The sequence below is a fragment of the Serratia sp. CY47444 genome, from assembly GCF_052168635.1.
GTDB lineage: Bacteria > Pseudomonadota > Gammaproteobacteria > Enterobacterales > Enterobacteriaceae > Serratia > Serratia bockelmannii.
Map to the genome: position 1 here is coordinate 15,811 of NZ_JBJNMH010000010.1, position 17,288 is coordinate 33,098.

Genomic DNA, 17,288 nt, shown 5'->3' on the forward strand with positions numbered 1-17,288 from the left:
CGCGTCTGCGGAAACCAATGTATAATTTTCATTTGATTTATCTCATTTCAAGATAGATGCCATGAACCTGAAACAGATCCGCTATGCGCTGGCGGTGGCGGAAGAACAGAGTTTCACCCGGGCGGCGCAGCGTTGCCATACGGTGCAGTCGGCGCTCAGCCACCAGATCGCCAAACTGGAAGAAGAGCTGGGCTGTACGCTGTTTGAGCGCACCTCGCGCCGGGTGCGGTTGACCCCCGCCGGCCAGGCTTTTATTCCGTCGGCGCAGCGCCTGTTGGCGGCGCAGCAGGCGCTGGTGGAAGAGGTGACCGCCGCCGGCGATGCGGTGTCCGGCACCCTGACCATCGGCACGATTTCAACCATAAACGCGATTGATCTGACCGAAAAGCTCGACAAGTTTCATCGCCACTATCCGGCGGTAAATATTCGCCTGTACGTTGGCATGAGCGAAGCCCTGCTGGAGGACGTGCGTCAGCAGAAGTGCGATATGGCGTTCGTCGGCATCTGGCCCGGCGATGTCGATTTACTGCCGATGTCGCACCGGCAGTTGACCGATGAGCCATTGGTGGCGCTGGTGGCGCCGCAGCACCCGCTGGCCAACCGCGAGCGGGTGAACCTGCAGGCGCTCGCGGAAGTGCCGCTGGTGGATTTCTACAGCGGCACCGGTGCGCGACGCCAAACCGATCGCGCCTTCCAGGCGACGGGTATCCGCCGGCACGTCAGTTTTGAAATCGATCATATCGAATGGCTGGAAAATCTGGTGCGGCGCGGATTGGCGGCGGGTATCGTACCTGTCTCGACCGCGCAACGCTTAAGTGCGCTGGTGTCGATTCCGATTGAAGACGGGCCGCGGCGCCAGGTGTATTGCATCTGGCCGCAGCCTTTGTCGAACGCCGCCGCACGTTTTTTACAGTTCAGCGGCATCGATATGGCGGGGTAGGGGCGCGGCAAAGGCGGCGCCCCTGAACGGTTACGACTTCGCCGCTTCGGCGGCGGTTTTCACCCAGCCGTCGAAGGTCGCCTGGTGCGCCTTGATCCAGCCGTTAACGTGGTTCTGGATATCGGCCTCCGAAGCCTGGCCTTCATGCATGCGCAGGTTTTGCGCATTGATGTCGGCGATCGGCAGCTTCATGATGGCGAACAGCTTGGCGGCCGCAGGATTGGCTTCGGCCCACTGCTTGTTGGCGGCGATGCGCATGGTGTTGACCGGGAAGCCGTAGTTGGCGCCGTTAGGCAGCTTGGTGTCGACGTTCTTCTGCTCGCCCGGCAGCGAAGAGAATGGCACCTGCAGCCAGACCACGTCGCGGCCCGGCACCATCACATCACTGACCCAGTACGGTGTCCAGGTGTAATACAGCACCGGTTTGCCCTCTTTGTAGCGGGTGATGGTGTCGGCGATCATCGCCGCGTAGTTGCCCTGGTTGTGCTCGACGGTATTGCTCAGGCCATAGGCCTTGATGTGGTGGTTGATCACCGCTTCGCAGCCCCAACCCGGGGTGCAGCCAGTCAGATCGGCCTTGCCGTCGCCGTTAGTGTCGAACAGCTTGGCGATCTTGGGATCCTTGAGCTGTTCGACGTTGGTGATGTGATACTGCTCGGCGGTTTTCTTGTCGATCAGGTAACCCTGCGCGGCGCCGTTGACGTAGACGCCTTCACGGTAGAACTTGGCGTCGCCGCCGGCGGCCTTGTACTGATCGGCGTGCAGCGGGTCCCAGTTGACCGCGATAAAGGTCGCATCGCCGGAGGCAATGGAGGTGTAGGCGACGTTGTAATCCACTTCACGCGGTTCCTTCACGTCGTAACCCAATTTCTCCAGCGCCTTGCTGACCAGCAGCGTCTGGAACGTCTCTTCGGAAATGGTGCTTTGCACCGGCTGTACCGCGATCCCCTTGCCGGGTAAGTCTGCCGCGATGGCGCTCTGTGAGCCAATCAGCGTCGTCAGGGCGAGAGCCCAGATGCCCGTGGTGCGCATAGTGTTTCCCTCTTTCGATGTGGTGGTGTCATAGCCCGCCGGGGCCGCAGCCGCCGGCGGGAAAAGCGTCAGGCCTGTTTGATGAACGGGCGAGTCAGCAGCCCGATGGGGCCACGGCGATACCAGCGGCCGATGCCCTTGCTGCGGCGATCGCGCCCCAGCGATTGGGTGAGGCGATCGAGAATGATCGCCAGGATCACGATGCCGACCCCGCCGACGGCTGCCAGGCCCATGTCCAACCGGCCGATGCCGCGCAGCACCATCTGCCCCAGACCGCCGACCGCGATCATCGAGGCAATGACCACCATCGACAGCGCCAACATCAGCGTCTGGTTCACGCCGGCCATGATGGTCGGCATCGCCAACGGCAGCTGCACCTTGAACAGCAGCTGCCGCGGGCTGGCGCCGAAGGATTCGGCGGCCTCGATCAGATCTTCCGGCACCTGCTTGATGCCCAAAATGGTCAGGCGCACAATCGGCGGCAGCGCGAAGATAATGGTGACCACCACGCCCGGCACGTTGCCGATGCCGAACAGCATGACGATCGGCACCAGGTAAACGAAGGCCGGGGTGGTTTGCATCGCGTCGAGCAGCGGCCTTATCACCTTGGCGGCGTGCTTGCTGCGCGCCAGCCAGATGCCGAGCGGCAGGCCGATAAGAATGCAGAAGAACAGCGCGGTCAGCACCAGCGCCAGCGTAACCATCGCCTGCGACCAGGCGCCGATGGCGCCGATGGCGACCAGGGAGAGCAGCGTGGCGGCGCCCATGCCGAGGCCCGAGACCTGCCAGGCGAGCAGCGAGAACACCAGAATGGCGATCGGCGCCGGCATGCCCAGCAGCAATTGCTGGAAGCCACTCAAGATCATATCCACCGGCACGCGAATGCCCTGGAACAGTGGACGGAAGTGCAGCACCAGCCAGTCGATGCCTTGCGTGACCCAGGAGTCGAACGGCACCCAGGCCTTATGGAACGGGTCGAGCAGGCTGAAGTGTTCAGGCTGCGCCGGGGCGCTGCTGAGCCAATCTGCGCCTTGTCCGGCGGCGTCATGAGCGGCCGGCGGCGGCGCGCTGGACCAGGCGTCGCCGGCGTTGGCGGCGACATCGTGAGCGGGTGCGGCGCCGGCATCTGCCGGTGCGGTAGCCCAGGGATCTTGGGTTTGCGTGGTATCACTCATTGGTTGAGCCCTCCTTGTCCAACGCCTGCAGCAGCATGGCCTTGGAGATGATGCCGAGATAGTTATGTTCTTCGCTCACCACCGGCACCGCGCAGGGCGCCTGGGCGACCAGGGAAATCAGATCGCTGAGCGGCGTATCGGCCGGCACGGCGGCAGGGGCTTCGAGCAGGGCATCGTCCAGCGTTTGATTGGCGGACAGCGCCTTTTTCAGCGACTCTATCGACACCACGCCAATAAATTTCTTCCCGCGTTCAACAACATAACCATAATCACGGTCCTCATCGCGCAGCAGCTGCAGCGCCGATCGGGGGCCAAAGCCGGGGGTTTTGCGGATCAGCGTCACCGGGCGCCGTTGGGCGATATCCTTGGCGCTGAACACGTGACTGATGTCCACGCCGCGGAAGAAGGTGCGCACATAGTCGTTGGCCGGGTTGTTCAGGATCTCGTCCGGTGTGCCGACCTGGATCACCTCACCGCCCTGCATGATGGCGATGCGATCGCCGATACGCATCGCCTCGTCCAGATCGTGGGAAATAAACACGATGGTGCGCTGATGCTGGGCCTGTAATTTCACCAGCTCATCCTGCATTTCGGTGCGAATTAACGGATCGAGCGCAGAGAAGGCCTCGTCCATCAATAATATATCCGGGTTATTGGCCATGGCGCGGGCTAATCCTACGCGCTGGCGCATACCGCCGGATAATTCATCTGGATAAGACAGCGCATAATTCTCCAGCCCGACCTGACGCAGGGCATCCAGCGCTTTTTCCTGACGTTCCTGCAACGGTATGCCGGCTAATTCCATACCAAAGGCGGTATTATTCAGGACATTCATGTGCGGCATCAGCGCGAATGATTGAAATACCATGCTGATCTTATTTCGCCGCACGGTGCGCAGCGCGGTGTCGGATATTTTGGCGATGTCCTCACCGTCGATCAGCACCTGGCCGCGGGTGGGTTCTATCAGACGATTGAGAAGGCGTACCAGGGTGGACTTGCCGGAACCGGAGAGCCCCATGATGACAAATATCTCGCCTTCTTCAATGGCCAGAGTGGCGTCTTTTACGCCGAGCGATAAGCCGGTTTTTTCAAACAGCCGATCTTTTGTCAGACCTTTATCCAGCAGTTTGAATGCGCGTTCCGGGTGTTCGCCAAATATCTTATACAGGTTCTTTACTTCGAGTTTAATTGCCATGCAATTTGCTGTTTCCTCTGGTTTAATTAACGCGTTATGGGCTGTCCTTAGCAAAATAAAAGAGCTTTTTACCCTAACACAGTGAATATCTGAGACAACCCTCAATGTCATTTAAATGGGATATTAGTGGTTTACATCAAGGTTTTAATTAGCTATGGTAATTTGGCCCGTGACTCAAAATTGACGGCCGTTATTCGCCATAATGGTTTGGTTTTTGAGGAAATAACGCGGTGTGGGGCGATGAGCTATTTCGGTTTTACGCCTGCCGTTCGGATAATAAAAAACCCGACCAGAGGCCGGGTAAAAAGTCATCAGTATTTCATCAGTTTTAACGACAGGTGCCGATATCGAGGGGGATATCGTCGAGCGCTATGTTATCGCCGTAATATGACAGCCAGATGGCAGCCTCAGGCCTTGCGGTACAGCCGCCGCGGATGGCCGATATTGCCGTACAACATCTCTACCCGCACGAACTGGGTGGCGACGCAATATTCCAGATAACGCCGGGCGGTGGTCTTGCTGATGCCGACCTGCTCCACCACGTCTTCCACCGCATGCGCTACCGTCGGCTGGGCGATAAACAGCGCCTGCACCAGCTCAAGGGTATTGGTTTCGATGCCTTTGGCGCTCGGCTCGCTGGAGAACTGCTTCGACTGCAGGTTGTACAGCGCATCGACGTTATCCTGATCGATGATCTTGAAGGTACGCTGGGTCTGTACGAACTGCATGAAACGTTCGAGCGAATTGCGCAGCCGCTTGTAGGACACCGGCTTGATGATGTAGTCGAAGGCGCCGTTGCGGATCGCTTGGCTGCAGGTATGCATGTCGCTGGCGGCGGTGATGAAGATCACCGAACAGGCGGGGTTCTTCACCGCCGGCTCTTCCATCAGCTCGATGCCCTGACCGTCCGGCAGAAAGTTATCCAGCAGGATCAGGCGCGGCTGATGCGCGTTGGCTTTGGCTCGCGCTTCGGCCAGCGTGGCGGCGTAAGCCACCACCCGCAGGTTGAAATTTTTCTCGATGAACTCCGCGTGCAGCGTCGCCAGTTGCGGCTCGTCTTCCACGATCAGAACGTCCAGTGCTTGGTGTGACATAATCGGGTGCTCAAAAAATCGGGTTATGGGTTTTATTTAGGGATAAATATAGAGAATATCGCGCCGTGCGGCTCGTTGTCTGACACTTCTATGCTGCCATGCGCCTGCGCCACGTGGCTGGCGACCAGATGCAGGCCGATGCCGTGGTCGCTTTTATCCGCTTTGGTGGTGACGCCCTGTTCAAACAGCGTATCACGGATCTCCTCGGCGATGCCGGTACCGCGATCCGCCACCTCGATCACCAGCTCGTCGCTACCGTCGCTGATATAGAGTTCGATCGCATCGTGCGGGGCCGGGCGGTGCAGCGTCGCCTCCACCGCATTATCCAGCAGGTTACCGACGATCGACATCAGTTCGGTCTCATTCAGCGCCGCCGGGATCTGCCGCAGCTGGCAGGCCGGATCGAAGCGCAGCTCGATGCCTTTTTCTTTGGCGCTGGAGTATTTGCCCAACAGCAGGCCACACAGCGCCGCCGAACTGAAGCGCTGCGAGATGAAATCGAGGATCTCCTGCGCGCCCTCCGACTGGGCTTCCACATAGCGAATAGCCTCGTCGTAGCGCTGCATATGCAACAGCCCGGCCAGCGTGGCGGTCCAGTTCAGCTGCTCGTGGCGCATGATGCGCAGGTTGTCGGCATAGCGTTTCACCTGGCTGAGCTGGCTGCTCAGGGTATTGATATCGTTCTTGTCGCGGAAGCTGATCACCCAGCCTTGCAGCTCCTGCTCCTGCATGATGCGCACCCGGCTGGCGATCACCCGCACGTGGTTGAAGCGGCACACCTCGTCGTGCGTATCCAGGCCCAGTTGCGCGGCGGCGAAGAAGTTCGGCTGCGCCTGGATCACGTCGCCGATTGGTCGGCCCAGCAAGCTGGCGGCGGGCTGGTGTAGATCCAATAGCTCGCGCGCCGCATGGTTGATGGTGATGATCCGCAATTGCGGATCGATGGCGATCACGCCCTCATAAATGGCTTCCAGCAGCGCTTTTTGCTGGCGCACCAGCAGCGCGATCTCTTTCGGTTCCAGCCAGAACATCTGGCGCTTGAGATTTTTCGACAGCAGCCAGGAAAAAACGAACAGGGCAATCAGCAGCAGCACGATAGAGCCGATAATTTGCGTCAACGTCCTGGCATTTAAATTATCGATATGCGATTTCAAATAACCGACGGAAACGATGCCGATCACCTGATTATTTTCATCCAGGATCGGCGCCTTGCTACGTAATGATACGCCGATGCCGCCCTTGCGAATGGAAATAATGCTTTTCCCTTCCAGTACCTCTTTATTATCGCCGCCGATCATCGGTGTGCCCAGGCGGCCTTCGTATTCGGAATGATAAAGATGGCGGGCATGATTATCGCCGATGACGATATAGCTGGCGTCGCTGCTGGCGCGGATTCTTTTCATCAGTGCGGCGATCCTGGCGGCGTCGTTGTTTTCCACCGCGTCCACCAGCGAAGGGATAAGGGCGATTTCCCGCGCCTGCACCTGGGCGCGGGCGCCGAGATCGCGGTGCAGTTGCGCATCCAACTGGTAATAGGTATAGGCGCCGATACAGGTCAGCAGCAGGCAGGAGAAGGCCACCAGGCACAGAAACAGTTTGATTTGAAATGAGAGTTTGAGGCGCATGGTGGAGCTTCACCGTAAAGAGATCCTGAAGCCTTACCCTATCACGATAAGCGGGGTCTGTAATATTGCGCTCGATCAACTTGTGATCCCTCACACGGGATTAGAGTGAACCGGACGAGAATTGTTCGTCTGCGATAAAGTTGATAAGCTTTAAAATAAAAACGGTATTAACACCATTAAAACCACGTTGGTTTTTACATAATCTTAATTAACCCCATAGAAACCATAACCACCATTAAAAACCCTTTTTAACTTTGAACATAATCACAGCAGATAATCCGTGCGCTTCTCTATGATGGCTGAACAAACTAATAAGAGGCCAGATTATGAGCACAACAGATGATTCTTACCTCGTAGCCAAAGACAAGGCCGCTGATATTCCTCTGCGTGAGAAATGGTGGCGGATACTGGACAATTATAAAGTAGGGATTATTCCGTTACCGTTCTTTATTCTGGCCGGCGTATTGATTCTGCTCGACTGCCTGGAAGGCAAATTGCCGAGCGATATCGTGGTGATGGTGGCTACCCTGGCGTTCTTCGGTTTCGCCTGCGGCGAATTCGGCAAGCGCCTGCCGCTGATCGGCAAAATGGGCGCGGCGGCGATCTGCGCCACCTTCATTCCTTCCGCGCTGGTGCACTATGGCCTGCTGCCGGACGTGGTGGTGGAGTCGACCACCAAGTTCTACAAATCGACCAACATTCTTTATCTCTACATCTGCTGCATCATTGTCGGCAGCATCATGAGCATGAACCGCCAGGTGCTGATCCAGGGCTTCCTGCGCATCTTCATTCCGATGCTGTGCGGCGAGATCGTCGGTATGCTGGTGGGGATGGGCGTCGGCATGGCGCTGGGCCTGGAGCCGTTCCAGATCTTCTTCTTCCTGATCCTGCCGATCATGGCCGGCGGCGTGGGTGAAGGGGCGATCCCGCTGTCGATGGGCTACGCGGCGATCCTGCACATGGAGCAGGGCGTGGCGTTGGGGCGCATTCTGCCAATCGTGATGCTCGGCAGCCTGACTGCCATCGTCATCGCCGGCCTGCTCAACCAGTTGGGCAAGCGTTATCCGCACCTGACCGGCGAAGGCAGCCTGATGCCGAGCAAGCAGGGCGACAGCGACATGAACGCCGTGGAAAAAATCAGCGGCAAGGTGGACGTCAGCACCATCGCCTGCGGCGCGCTGTTGGCCATTCTGCTGTATATGGTGGGCATGCTGCTGCACCGTCTGATCGGCCTGCCGGCGCCGGTGGGCATGCTGTTCGCCGCCGTGGCGGTGAAGCTGGCGCACGGGGTATCGCCACGCATTCAGGAAGGCTCGCAGGTGGTGTACAAATTCTTCCGCACCGCCGTGACTTATCCGATCCTGTTCGCGGTCGGGGTGGCTATCACGCCGTGGCAGGAGCTGGTGGACGCGTTCACCGTACAGAATCTGATCGTGATCGTCACCACCGTCAGCGCGCTGGTGGCGACCGGTTTCTTCGTCGGCAAGAAAATCGGCATGCACCCTATCGACGTGGCGATTGTCTCCTGCTGCCAGAGCGGGCAGGGCGGCACCGGCGACGTCGCGATCCTCACCGCCGGCAACCGCATGTCGTTGATGCCGTTCGCCCAGATCGCAACCCGTATCGGCGGCGCTATCAACGTTTCGCTGTCTCTGCTGGTGTTGGCCAAGTTCTTCGTATAACTCCTATAAATCCTTAGCGTTACTTTGCCTTTCCCCGCCCCCGCGGGGATTTTTTTTGCCCGCGCGCCGGCCTGACGTGCGGGCGGGGATAATACCGGTTACGCTGCCTGTTTCATGGCGGCGTCGTACCAGGCGAAGTAGCGCTCTACGCCGCGGCGGCCGGATTCGATCAGCGCGCGTTTCTTCTCCTCGCTGATGCCGAACTCCAGCGTGCCGACGTCGAGCGTATCGACATACACGGTGCGCTTCCAGTCATCGCTGTCCAGATGCACCTTGGTTTGGATGTCCAGCATCACGTTGGCCACCGCCAGGGTGAAATCAAACAGGTTGTTGACCGGCGTGCGCGGGCCGGCCTGACCGGCGGCCTGGGCGATTTCGCCGGCGGAGTCGAGGCGAAGGCCCAGGGTGCGGGTGTTGATGCGTTGGCTGGAGGCGTCGATGTAAGGCGGCGTGGCGGAGAAGTCATAGTCGAACAGTCGCACCGGGTAGTTGTCGATCATGCCGCCATCGATGCACAGGTCGCCCAGAGTATTGTTCTTCGCCACGAAGGCGAAGGGGAACGACATCGAAATGCGCAGGCCGTCCGCCACTTTCATGCGCGGCGTGGTACGGTGAGAATAAACCTCTCGCTGGCCGCTGTTGAGGTTGGCGCCGATAAAGTAAATCGACTTGAACCCTTTCGCCGCCTTCATCGCTTCGAACTGCTCGAAGGTGATATCCGGGTTGCCGGTATACTGCTTGATAATATCGCGTGACCATTGATAGAAATAATCGCCGGGCGCGATGCCGTACTGATTAAACAGGCGATAGGCATCCTGGAGCGTACCGAAAAAGCCGCCGTTATAATCGAGGAATTTTTTAAAATCCATCGCCGACAGAATCTTGGTGACGTCCGCCGAGCTGCAGCCCAGGCCGACCAGCAGCGCGGCGATGGCGCCCGCCGAGGCGCCGGAGGTTTGCTTGATCTGCGGCATGATGCCTTTGGCTTCCAGCAATTCCAGCGCGCCGCCATAGGCGATGCCTTTTACGCCGCCGCCTTCAAAGACCAGGTTTTCGAATTGGTAGTTCATGATATTTCCTCACTCGTGGTTTAGGGAGTAAGAAAAATAACGAAGTGGCGAGCGAGAAAATATTGATTGGGGTTGTGTGAGTCGGCAAACAAAATTATTCACAATAAATATATTGTTCATATATTTATCAAAGGCATTTATTAAACAGGCGCATCGGGATTTTTGCGTCAATACTTAGCGCTGTTCAATTCTCGCAAGGAGTCATCATGTTCTGGAAACGTTGTCTGCTGGGCGCGGCGCTGGCCGTTATGTCATTACAGGCCGGGGCCGCCGCGCCGCAGGCCAAAACCCCGACGCCGGGATTTTACCGCATCATGCTGGGCAATTTTGAAGTGACCGCGTTGTCCGACGGCATCATTCGTTTGCCGGCGGACAAGCTGTTGCTGAACACCACGCCGCAGCAGATCGCCGCCGGGTTGGCCGAGCGGCATCAAAGCCTGCCGGTGGTCACCTCGGTCAATGCCTATCTGATCAATACCGGCGATAAGCTGGTGATGATCGACAGCGGCGCCGGCCAACTGCTGGGCGACGGCCTGGGCAAGCTGGTGGATAACCTGCGTGCGGCGGGCTACCAGCCGGAGCAGGTGGATGAGATCTACCTGACCCACATGCACCCGGACCACCTCGGCGGCCTGACGCACGACGGCAAGGCGGTATTCCCCAATGCGGTGGTGCGCGCCGCCAGTCAGGACGCGGACTTCTGGCTAAGCGCGGACAAACTGAAACAGGCCAGCGCGGGCAGTAAAAGCAACTTCGAACGGGCCCAGGCGGTGATCAAGCCGTACCAGGCGCTGGGCCACTTTAAGCCGTTCAGCGGCGACGGTGAACTGTCGCCGGGTATTGCCGCCTTCGCCGCCCACGGCCATACGCCGGGGCACAGCGTGTATCAGGTGACCAGCCAGGGCAAGAAGCTGTTGCTGTTGGGGGATCTTATCCACGTGGCAGCGGTACAGTTGCCGCATCCGAAGGTGGCGATTAGCTTTGACAGCGACGCCAAGGCGGCGGTCGCTCAACGGCTGCGGATATTTGGCGACAGCGCGCGACAGAGCGAACTGGTCGGCGGCGCACACCTGTCGTTCCCGGGGTTGGGGTATCTGAACCGCCAGGGCGACGGTTACACCTGGGTGCCATTGAACTACGGCGCGCTGTAAGGGAGATGGCCGCCCAACGGGCGGCCATCGTAAGCGCCTTGGGGACATTGTTCGATAATTTGGGATGATGATGCCAGAGAATCGGGGCTTATTCGCCGTGATAAAGAGTGCATGATTAACGTTACCCTCGTCGTTTTCTTTAAGGATCTCCCGATGAATCAGAAAACTCCCTCCGTCGCCATCGTCACCGGCGCATCGCGCGGCATCGGTGCCGCCATCGCCGAGCGTCTGGCCATCGACGGCTTTACCGTCATCATCAACTATTCAGGCAACCCGGCGCCGGCCGATGAGCTGGTGCGCAAGATAGAACAGCGCGGCGGCCGCGCGCTCGGCGCCAAAGCCGACGTCAGCGATGCGGCTGCGGTCACCCAGCTGTTCGACAGCGCCGAACAAGCGTTTGGCGGCGTCGACGTGCTGGTCAATAACGCCGGGGTGATCGCGTTGGCGCCGGTGGCGGACATGCGTGATGAAGACGTGGATCGCCTGCTCGACATCAACCTGAAAGGCAGCTTCAATGCGATGCGCGAGGCGGCGAAGCGCCTGCGCGACAACGGCCGCATCATCAACTTCTCTTCCAGCGTGGTGGGGTTGCTGCAGCCGGGTTACGGTATGTATGCCGCCAGTAAGGCGGCGATCGAAGCGCTGACCAGCGTGCTGGCGAAAGAGCTGCGCGGCCGCAATATCACGGTGAACGCCGTCGCGCCGGGGCCGACCGCCACCGGCTTGTTCCTCGACGGTAAAACCCCGGAGCTTATCGAGCGGCTGGCGAAGATGGCGCCGCTGGAGCGTCTGGGCACGCCGGACGATATCGCTGCAGCGGTGGCTTTCCTCGCGGGGGCCGACGGCGGCTGGATCAACGGCCAAACCCTGCGCGCCAACGGCGGCATCATCTGATTGACGACGCGCCGCCGCAGGATCGGGTATCCTGTGGCGGAACTCATCACATCAAGGGCAGCGTATGGCGGGCGACAATCAGCAATTCCAGCACGGCGTGAGATCGCCCTGCGTCAGCCTGTGCCGCATCGACGACGAAACCCAGCAGTGCCGGGGATGCCGGCGCACGCGGGCGGAAATCGCCGCCTGGCCGACCGCCAGCGACGCGGAGAAACGCGCTATTTGGCGGCAGCTTGAGCTGCGTCAATCGGTGAAATAATCCTCTGCATTATTGCGCTGTCAGACTTCATGTAGCACAATTGAGCTACATGTGATTGACCGACGTTGGGAGCGATTATGTCGACGACGACCATCCGTATTCCAGATGAGCTTAAAGCCCGAGTCGCTGCCGTCGCCGAGCAGGCTGGCGTGACGTCTCACAGCTTTATTTTGCAGGCAATAGCGGAGAAAACGCAGCAAGAAGAGTTGCGCCGCGACTTTGAGAATGAAGCGGAAAAACGCTATGCCAAGATAATTGCGACGGGAGAGACGGTCTCTTGGAAAGAGATGCGCGGTTATTTGGAAAATTACGCAGCCGGTAACACTGACGCTGTTAAACCTCCGGTAAAAAAATTGGGGCGCTGATGGCAAACGTCGAGTTGGCGCCAGAGGTCAGGGATGATATCGAACGTATTCTCGCTCATTTGGCTCAGTATGGTGCCGTGGATCCAGGGCGGCGCATTCAGGAAATCATCCAGGCGATTGCGGTATTGGAACATAATCCATTGATCGGACGAGCCCTTGGCTCAGGGCTGCGTGAATTGATTATTGGGCAGCAAGTTCGCGGTTATTTGGCGCTCTACAAATATATCCCTGATATCGATACGGCGTTTGTTCTGGCGATCCGTAGTCAGAAAGAACAAGGGTATTGAATGCACGATACCGGCCTGAAAGACCGGTATCGCTGTCATGTTCTCAGAAGTCCCAGTCCTCATCCTCGGTGTTGACCGCCTTGCCGATGACGTAGGACGACCCTGACCCGGAGAAGAAGTCGTGGTTTTCGTCGGCGTTTGGCGACAGCGCCGACAGGATCGCCGGGTTGACCTCCGCCATCGCCGGTGGGAACAGCGCTTCATACCCCAGGTTCATCAGCGCCTTGTTGGCGTTGTAGTGCAGGAAGGTCTTCACGTCTTCCGTCCAGCCGACGCCGTCGTACAGCTCCTCGGTGTAGCGCACCTCGTTGTCGTACAGGTCCTGCATCAGATCGAAGGCGAAATTTTTCACCTGTTGGCGCCGTGCGGCGTCCACTTTCTCCAGCCCTTTCTGGAACTTATAGCCGATATAGTAGCCGTGCACCGCCTCGTCGCGAATGATCAGGCGGATCAGATCGGCGGTGTTGGTCAGCTTGGCGCGGCTGGACCAGTACATCGGCAGGTAAAAGCCCGAATAGAACAGGAACGACTCGAGGAACACGCTGGCGACCTTTTTCAGCAGCGGATCGTCGCTGCGGTAGTGCGCCAGAATGATGCCGGCTTTCTTCTGCAGCGCGCGGTTTTCCTCGCTCCAGCGATAGGCGTCATCCACGTCCGGCGTTTGACACAGGGTAGAGAAGATTGAGCTGTAAGAGCGGGCGTGCACCGCCTCCATAAAGCTGATGTTGGAGTACACCGCCTCTTCGTGCGGCGTCAGCGCATCGGCGATCAGGGCCGGCGCGCCGACGGTGTTCTGGATGGTGTCCAGCAGCGTCAGCCCGGTAAACACCCGAATGGTCAGCTGCTGCTCCTTCGGCGTCAGCGTGGCCCAGGACGGGATATCGTTGGACAGCGGCACCTTCTCCGGCAGCCAGAAGTTGGAGGTCAGGCGGTTCCACACCTCCAGATCCTTGTCGTCTTCGATGATGTTCCAGTTGATGGCGCGCACCAGCGGCGCCGATGTTACGGTCGTCATAAGTTGCCTCACAGCGCGCAGGACACGCAGCCCTGCACCTCGGTGCCTTCCAGCGCCATCTGGCGCAGGCGGATGTAGTAAATGGTCTTGATGCCTTTGCGCCAGGCGTAGATCTGCGCGCGGTTGATGTCGCGGGTGGTGGCGGTATCGCGGAAGAACAACGTCAGCGACAGCCCCTGATCGACGTGTTGCGTCGCGGCGGCATAGGTATCGATGATTTTTTCCGGGCCAATCTCGTAGGCATCCTGGTAATACGCCAGGTTGTCGTTGGTCATGTACGGCGCCGGGTAGTAAACGCGGCCGATCTTGCCTTCCTTGCGGATCTCGATACGCGAGACGATCGGATGGATGCTGGAGGTGGCGTTGTTGATGTACGAGATGGAACCGGTCGGCGGCACCGCCTGCAGGTTCTGATTGTACAGCCCGTGCATCATCACCGACTGGCGCAGCGCGCGCCACTCGTCGCGGCTCGGAATGGCGATGTTGGCGGCGGCGAACAGCTCGCGCACCCGCTCGGTCTGCGGTAGCCAGTCGCGCTCGGTGTACTTGTCGAAGTACTCGCCGCTGGCATAGCGAGAGTGCTCAAAGCCGTCGAACGTGCCGCCGCGTTCGATCGCCAGCCGGTTCGAGGCGCGGATGGCGTGATAGGCCACGGTATAGAAATAGAGATTGGTGAAGTCGATGCCTTCTTCCGAGCCGTAGAAGATGCGCTCGCGCGCCAGGTAACCGTGCAGGTTCATCTGGCCGAGGCCGATGGCGCGGGCGCTGCGGTTGCCTTCGGCGATCGACGGCACCGAGCGGATATCGCTCATGTCGGCCACCGCGGTCAGCGCGCGGATCGCGGTCTCGATCGCCTTGCCGAAGTCCGGCGCGTCCATGGTTTTGGCGATGTTCAGCGAGCCGAGGTTGCAGGAGATGTCCTTGCCGATGCGATCGTAGCTCAGATCTTCGTGATACGTACTGGCGCGGTTGACCTGCAGGATCTCCGAACACAGGTTGCTCATGTTGATGCGCCCGGCGATCGGGTTCTCCCGGTTGACCGTGTCCTCGAACATCACGTAGGGGTAACCGGATTCGAACTGGATCTCCGCCAGCACCTGGAAGAACTCGCGCGCGTTGATGCGCGACTTGCGGATACGCTTGTCGTCCACCATCTCGCGGTATTTTTCACTGACGCTGATTTCAGACAGCGGCGTGCCATACACCCGTTCGACGTCGTAGGGCGAGAACAGGTACATCTCTTCGTTGTTCTTCGCCAGCTCGAAGGTAATATCCGGGATCACTACCCCCAGCGACAGCGTCTTGATGCGGATCTTCTCGTCGGCGTTTTCCCGCTTGGTGTCGAGAAAACGCAGGATGTCCGGGTGGTGGGCGTTGAGATACACCGCGCCGGCCCCCTGGCGCGCGCCGAGCTGGTTGGCGTAGGAGAAGGCGTCTTCGAGCATTTTCATGATCGGAATGACGCCGGAGGACTGATTCTCGATGCGCTTGATCGGCGCGCCCACCTCGCGAATATTGCTCAGCATGAAGGCCACGCCGCCGCCGCGTTTCGACAGCTGCAGCGCGGAGTTCACCGCCCGGCCGATCGATTCCATATTGTCTTCGATGCGCAGCAGGAAGCAGGAGACCAGCTCACCGCGCTGGCGTTTGCCGCAGTTGAGGAAGGTCGGCGTGGCCGGCTGGAAGCGGCCCGAAATCATCTCCTCCACCAGATCCTGCGCCAGGGCGGTGTCGCCCGCCGCCAGCGTCAGCGCCACCATGCACACCCGGTCTTCGTAGCGTTCCAGATAGCGCTTGCCGTCGAAGGTTTTGAGCGTATAGCTGGTGTAGTACTTGAAGGCGCCGAGGAAGGTCTCGAAGCGGAATTTCTTGGCGTAGGCCTGCTGGAACAGCTGCTTGATAAACGGGAATTCATACTGCGCCAGCACCTGCGGCTCGTAGTAGCCTTCCTCCACCAGATAGCGCAGCTTTTCCTCCAGGTTATGGAAGAACACGGTGTTTTGGTTGACGTGCTGCAGGAAGTAGTGCCGCGCCGCCAGCCGATCTTTATCGAACTGGATCCGGCCTTCCGCATCGTAAAGATTGAGCATCGCGTTGAGCGAATGGTAATCCAGCGCGCCCGTCTCGGGCCTGGTCAGTTCTGTCGTTGCCAAAATGCGGTTACTCCCTGTCTAACGTTTTCAACGTCTTGCGTCGTGCCGAGCAGCTCGAAGCGGTACAAAAAAGGCACCTGGCATTTTTTGGCGATGATGTCGCCGGCGATGCCGTACGCTGCGCCGAAGTTGGTGTTCCCGGCGGCGATGACGCCGCGCAGGTATGAACGGTTTTGCGGAACGTTGAGAAAGCGGATCACCTGGATCGGCACCGCGCCGACGGCGCTGCCGCCGCCATAGCTGGGTACGATCAAGATATAGGGTTGTTCCATCAGCAATTTGCTGCGGGCGCCGGCGATCGGAATGCGGATCGCCGGCAGGCCCAGTTTCTCAACGAACCGATGGGTGTTCTCCGAACTGCTGGAGAAATAGACCAGCGGATTCATCGTCGAGCCTCAGCAGGTGAGCGCCAGCGCGCCGATTTTGTCCGGCCGGAAACCGGACCAGTGGTCGTCACCGGCGATAATGACCGGAACTTGCTGATAACCTAAGGATTTAACGTGGTTCAGCGCCTGCTGATCCTGGGTGAGGTCGATCACCTGATAATCAATCCCCTGTTTATCAAATGCGCGATAAGTGGCGTTGCACTGGACACAGTCCGGTTTACTGTAAATAATAATGCTCATGATTCGCATTTACCTTTAGGCTGAAGGAAAGGCGGGCAAGTCAGATAACGGAGCATCGTTCCTGGCGTTTCTGACGGCGTTATCAACCGAACGACATTCCCTGCGGTTGACTCATAAAATACTATATGTAGATATTTGTTTTATCAACCACGCCATATATGGTGTTTTGTGGGATTGAGTGCGCAGGCCGCGCTGGGGCTGGAAAAGGCGAGGGAAAAATTTTTTGCGGGTGAGAAATTCCCCCTCTCAGCGAAGAGGGGGAGTCGAGCGCATTACTGACGCATGCTGACGGCCAGACGATTAAAGGCGTTCATGATGCTGATGGCGAAAGTCAGATCGGCGATCTCGGTATCGCTGAAGTGCGCTTTCAGCGCCTCGAAAGCGCTGTCCGGCGCGCCGGTGGCGGCGATCAGCGTCACTGACTCGGCCCATTCCAGCGCGACGCGCTCGCGCTCGCTGAATTCATGGCTGACGCGCCAGCCCGCCAGCGTATCCAGCTTGGCATGGCTGAAGCCGCTTTCACGTAGCGCTTTGCCGTGCATGTCCAGGCAGTAGGCGCAGCCGTTGATCTGCGAAACGCGCATAAACATCAACTCGATGGTCGCCTTGTCCAGGGCGCCTTTCTCCAGCGCCATCAGCGCGCCCACCATATTTTTGTACGGGGCGGGCGCCAGCTCGGCATAGTTCAAACGTTGCTTAATCATGGTCAACCTCAATCGGTAGTA

18 protein-coding genes are annotated in these 17,288 nt (G+C 58.9%); 7 read left to right on the forward strand and 11 right to left on the reverse strand.

Annotated elements, in window-relative coordinates; translation table 11 throughout:
• Positions 1-61: 61 nt before the first annotated feature.
• Positions 62-940: a LysR family transcriptional regulator gene (locus ACJ8IL_RS14220; RefSeq protein ID WP_414104915.1), complete on the forward strand. Its 879-nt coding sequence runs from the start codon at positions 62-64 to the stop codon at positions 938-940.
• A 30-nt stretch (positions 941-970) separates the two neighbouring features.
• Here the strand turns inward: ACJ8IL_RS14220 and proX are convergent, their stop codons facing one another.
• The 5 genes from proX to ACJ8IL_RS14245 all read right to left on the reverse strand — a co-directional run bounded on the left by proX (position 971) and on the right by ACJ8IL_RS14245 (position 7,061).
• Entirely contained in the window at positions 971-1,972 is a 1,002-nt protein-coding gene (gene proX / locus ACJ8IL_RS14225; protein WP_025303998.1) for a glycine betaine/L-proline ABC transporter substrate-binding protein ProX, read from the reverse strand.
• 68 nt (positions 1,973-2,040) lie between these two features.
• Positions 2,041-3,147 carry a glycine betaine/L-proline ABC transporter permease ProW gene (proW, locus tag ACJ8IL_RS14230; RefSeq protein ID WP_043143799.1) on the reverse strand — a complete coding sequence of 369 codons (1,107 nt, stop codon included), beginning with the start codon at positions 3,145-3,147 and terminating at the stop codon, positions 2,041-2,043.
• Positions 3,140-4,342: a glycine betaine/L-proline ABC transporter ATP-binding protein ProV gene (gene proV, locus ACJ8IL_RS14235; RefSeq protein ID WP_016929846.1), complete on the reverse strand. Its 1,203-nt coding sequence runs from the start codon at positions 4,340-4,342 to the stop codon at positions 3,140-3,142. The genes proW and proV overlap by 8 nt, the downstream gene beginning before the upstream one ends.
• 407 nt (positions 4,343-4,749) lie before the next feature.
• On the reverse strand, positions 4,750-5,436 hold the full coding sequence (locus ACJ8IL_RS14240; RefSeq protein WP_025303996.1) for a response regulator: 687 nt from the start codon (positions 5,434-5,436) through the stop codon (positions 4,750-4,752).
• 32 nt (positions 5,437-5,468) lie between these two features.
• Positions 5,469-7,061: an ATP-binding protein gene (locus ACJ8IL_RS14245; protein ID WP_142591355.1), complete on the reverse strand. Its 1,593-nt coding sequence runs from the start codon at positions 7,059-7,061 to the stop codon at positions 5,469-5,471.
• Between the two features lie 326 nt (positions 7,062-7,387).
• Between ACJ8IL_RS14245 and ACJ8IL_RS14250 the strand changes: the two genes are divergently transcribed.
• The gene (locus ACJ8IL_RS14250; RefSeq protein ID WP_033635692.1) at positions 7,388-8,743 is read left to right on the forward strand and encodes a 2-hydroxycarboxylate transporter family protein; all 1,356 of its coding nucleotides are present in this window, start codon (positions 7,388-7,390) and stop codon (positions 8,741-8,743) included.
• 98 nt (positions 8,744-8,841) lie between these two features.
• Here the strand turns inward: ACJ8IL_RS14250 and ACJ8IL_RS14255 are convergent, their stop codons facing one another.
• Positions 8,842-9,813 (reverse strand): patatin-like phospholipase family protein, encoded by a 972-nt coding sequence (locus ACJ8IL_RS14255; protein ID WP_060448130.1) that lies wholly within the window; start codon positions 9,811-9,813, stop codon positions 8,842-8,844.
• A gap of 206 nt (positions 9,814-10,019) precedes the next feature.
• Between ACJ8IL_RS14255 and ACJ8IL_RS14260 the strand changes: the two genes are divergently transcribed.
• From ACJ8IL_RS14260 to ACJ8IL_RS14280, 5 genes are all read left to right on the forward strand, one after another.
• Complete coding sequence (locus ACJ8IL_RS14260; RefSeq protein WP_308381423.1) at positions 10,020-10,964, forward strand: MBL fold metallo-hydrolase; 945 nt, start codon at positions 10,020-10,022, stop codon at positions 10,962-10,964.
• 153 nt (positions 10,965-11,117) lie between these two features.
• Positions 11,118-11,858 carry an SDR family oxidoreductase gene (locus ACJ8IL_RS14265; RefSeq protein WP_442516616.1) on the forward strand — a complete coding sequence of 247 codons (741 nt, stop codon included), beginning with the start codon at positions 11,118-11,120 and terminating at the stop codon, positions 11,856-11,858.
• Positions 11,859-11,922: 64 nt separating this feature from the next.
• Positions 11,923-12,117, forward strand: coding sequence for a DUF1289 domain-containing protein (locus ACJ8IL_RS14270; RefSeq protein ID WP_049205216.1), 195 nt, complete (start codon positions 11,923-11,925; stop codon positions 12,115-12,117).
• Between the two features lie 77 nt (positions 12,118-12,194).
• The gene (locus ACJ8IL_RS14275) at positions 12,195-12,482 is read left to right on the forward strand and encodes a CopG family ribbon-helix-helix protein (protein ID WP_038872812.1); all 288 of its coding nucleotides are present in this window, start codon (positions 12,195-12,197) and stop codon (positions 12,480-12,482) included.
• Positions 12,482-12,769, forward strand: coding sequence for a type II toxin-antitoxin system RelE/ParE family toxin (locus ACJ8IL_RS14280; RefSeq protein ID WP_043138388.1), 288 nt, complete (start codon positions 12,482-12,484; stop codon positions 12,767-12,769). The genes ACJ8IL_RS14275 and ACJ8IL_RS14280 overlap by 1 nt, the downstream gene beginning before the upstream one ends.
• 43 nt (positions 12,770-12,812) lie before the next feature.
• On the opposite strand, the gene nrdF is transcribed toward ACJ8IL_RS14280, so the two are convergent.
• From nrdF to ACJ8IL_RS14305, 5 genes are all read right to left on the reverse strand, one after another.
• Positions 12,813-13,784: a class 1b ribonucleoside-diphosphate reductase subunit beta gene (nrdF, locus tag ACJ8IL_RS14285; protein WP_033639549.1), complete on the reverse strand. Its 972-nt coding sequence runs from the start codon at positions 13,782-13,784 to the stop codon at positions 12,813-12,815.
• Between the two features lie 8 nt (positions 13,785-13,792).
• Positions 13,793-15,937, reverse strand: coding sequence for a class 1b ribonucleoside-diphosphate reductase subunit alpha (nrdE, locus tag ACJ8IL_RS14290; protein WP_197819499.1), 2,145 nt, complete (start codon positions 15,935-15,937; stop codon positions 13,793-13,795).
• The gene (gene nrdI, locus ACJ8IL_RS14295; protein WP_004928930.1) at positions 15,919-16,323 is read right to left on the reverse strand and encodes a class Ib ribonucleoside-diphosphate reductase assembly flavoprotein NrdI; all 405 of its coding nucleotides are present in this window, start codon (positions 16,321-16,323) and stop codon (positions 15,919-15,921) included. Before nrdI ends, nrdE begins: the two co-directional genes overlap by 19 nt.
• Before the next feature lie 9 nt (positions 16,324-16,332).
• The gene (gene nrdH, locus ACJ8IL_RS14300; RefSeq protein WP_004928934.1) at positions 16,333-16,563 is read right to left on the reverse strand and encodes a glutaredoxin-like protein NrdH; all 231 of its coding nucleotides are present in this window, start codon (positions 16,561-16,563) and stop codon (positions 16,333-16,335) included.
• A gap of 272 nt (positions 16,564-16,835) precedes the next feature.
• Positions 16,836-17,267 (reverse strand): carboxymuconolactone decarboxylase family protein, encoded by a 432-nt coding sequence (locus ACJ8IL_RS14305; protein WP_025303985.1) that lies wholly within the window; start codon positions 17,265-17,267, stop codon positions 16,836-16,838.
• Between the last annotated feature and the right edge of the window lie 21 nt (positions 17,268-17,288).

Coding starts and splice junctions, on each gene's coding strand:
- ACJ8IL_RS14220 (WP_414104915.1), top strand. CDS start 62: ATGAACCTGAAACAGATCCGCTATGCGCTGGCGGTGGCGGAAGAACAG.
- proX (WP_025303998.1), bottom strand. CDS start 1,972: ATGCGCACCACGGGCATCTGGGCTCTCGCCCTGACGACGCTGATTGGC.
- proW (WP_043143799.1), bottom strand. CDS start 3,147: ATGAGTGATACCACGCAAACCCAAGATCCCTGGGCTACCGCACCGGCA.
- proV (WP_016929846.1), bottom strand. CDS start 4,342: ATGGCAATTAAACTCGAAGTAAAGAACCTGTATAAGATATTTGGCGAA.
- ACJ8IL_RS14240 (WP_025303996.1), bottom strand. CDS start 5,436: ATGTCACACCAAGCACTGGACGTTCTGATCGTGGAAGACGAGCCGCAA.
- ACJ8IL_RS14245 (WP_142591355.1), bottom strand. CDS start 7,061: ATGCGCCTCAAACTCTCATTTCAAATCAAACTGTTTCTGTGCCTGGTG.
- ACJ8IL_RS14250 (WP_033635692.1), top strand. CDS start 7,388: ATGAGCACAACAGATGATTCTTACCTCGTAGCCAAAGACAAGGCCGCT.
- ACJ8IL_RS14255 (WP_060448130.1), bottom strand. CDS start 9,813: ATGAACTACCAATTCGAAAACCTGGTCTTTGAAGGCGGCGGCGTAAAA.
- ACJ8IL_RS14260 (WP_308381423.1), top strand. CDS start 10,020: ATGTTCTGGAAACGTTGTCTGCTGGGCGCGGCGCTGGCCGTTATGTCA.
- ACJ8IL_RS14265 (WP_442516616.1), top strand. CDS start 11,118: ATGAATCAGAAAACTCCCTCCGTCGCCATCGTCACCGGCGCATCGCGC.
- ACJ8IL_RS14270 (WP_049205216.1), top strand. CDS start 11,923: ATGGCGGGCGACAATCAGCAATTCCAGCACGGCGTGAGATCGCCCTGC.
- ACJ8IL_RS14275 (WP_038872812.1), top strand. CDS start 12,195: ATGTCGACGACGACCATCCGTATTCCAGATGAGCTTAAAGCCCGAGTC.
- ACJ8IL_RS14280 (WP_043138388.1), top strand. CDS start 12,482: ATGGCAAACGTCGAGTTGGCGCCAGAGGTCAGGGATGATATCGAACGT.
- nrdF (WP_033639549.1), bottom strand. CDS start 13,784: ATGACGACCGTAACATCGGCGCCGCTGGTGCGCGCCATCAACTGGAAC.
- nrdI (WP_004928930.1), bottom strand. CDS start 16,323: ATGAATCCGCTGGTCTATTTCTCCAGCAGTTCGGAGAACACCCATCGG.
- nrdH (WP_004928934.1), bottom strand. CDS start 16,563: ATGAGCATTATTATTTACAGTAAACCGGACTGTGTCCAGTGCAACGCC.
- ACJ8IL_RS14305 (WP_025303985.1), bottom strand. CDS start 17,267: ATGATTAAGCAACGTTTGAACTATGCCGAGCTGGCGCCCGCCCCGTAC.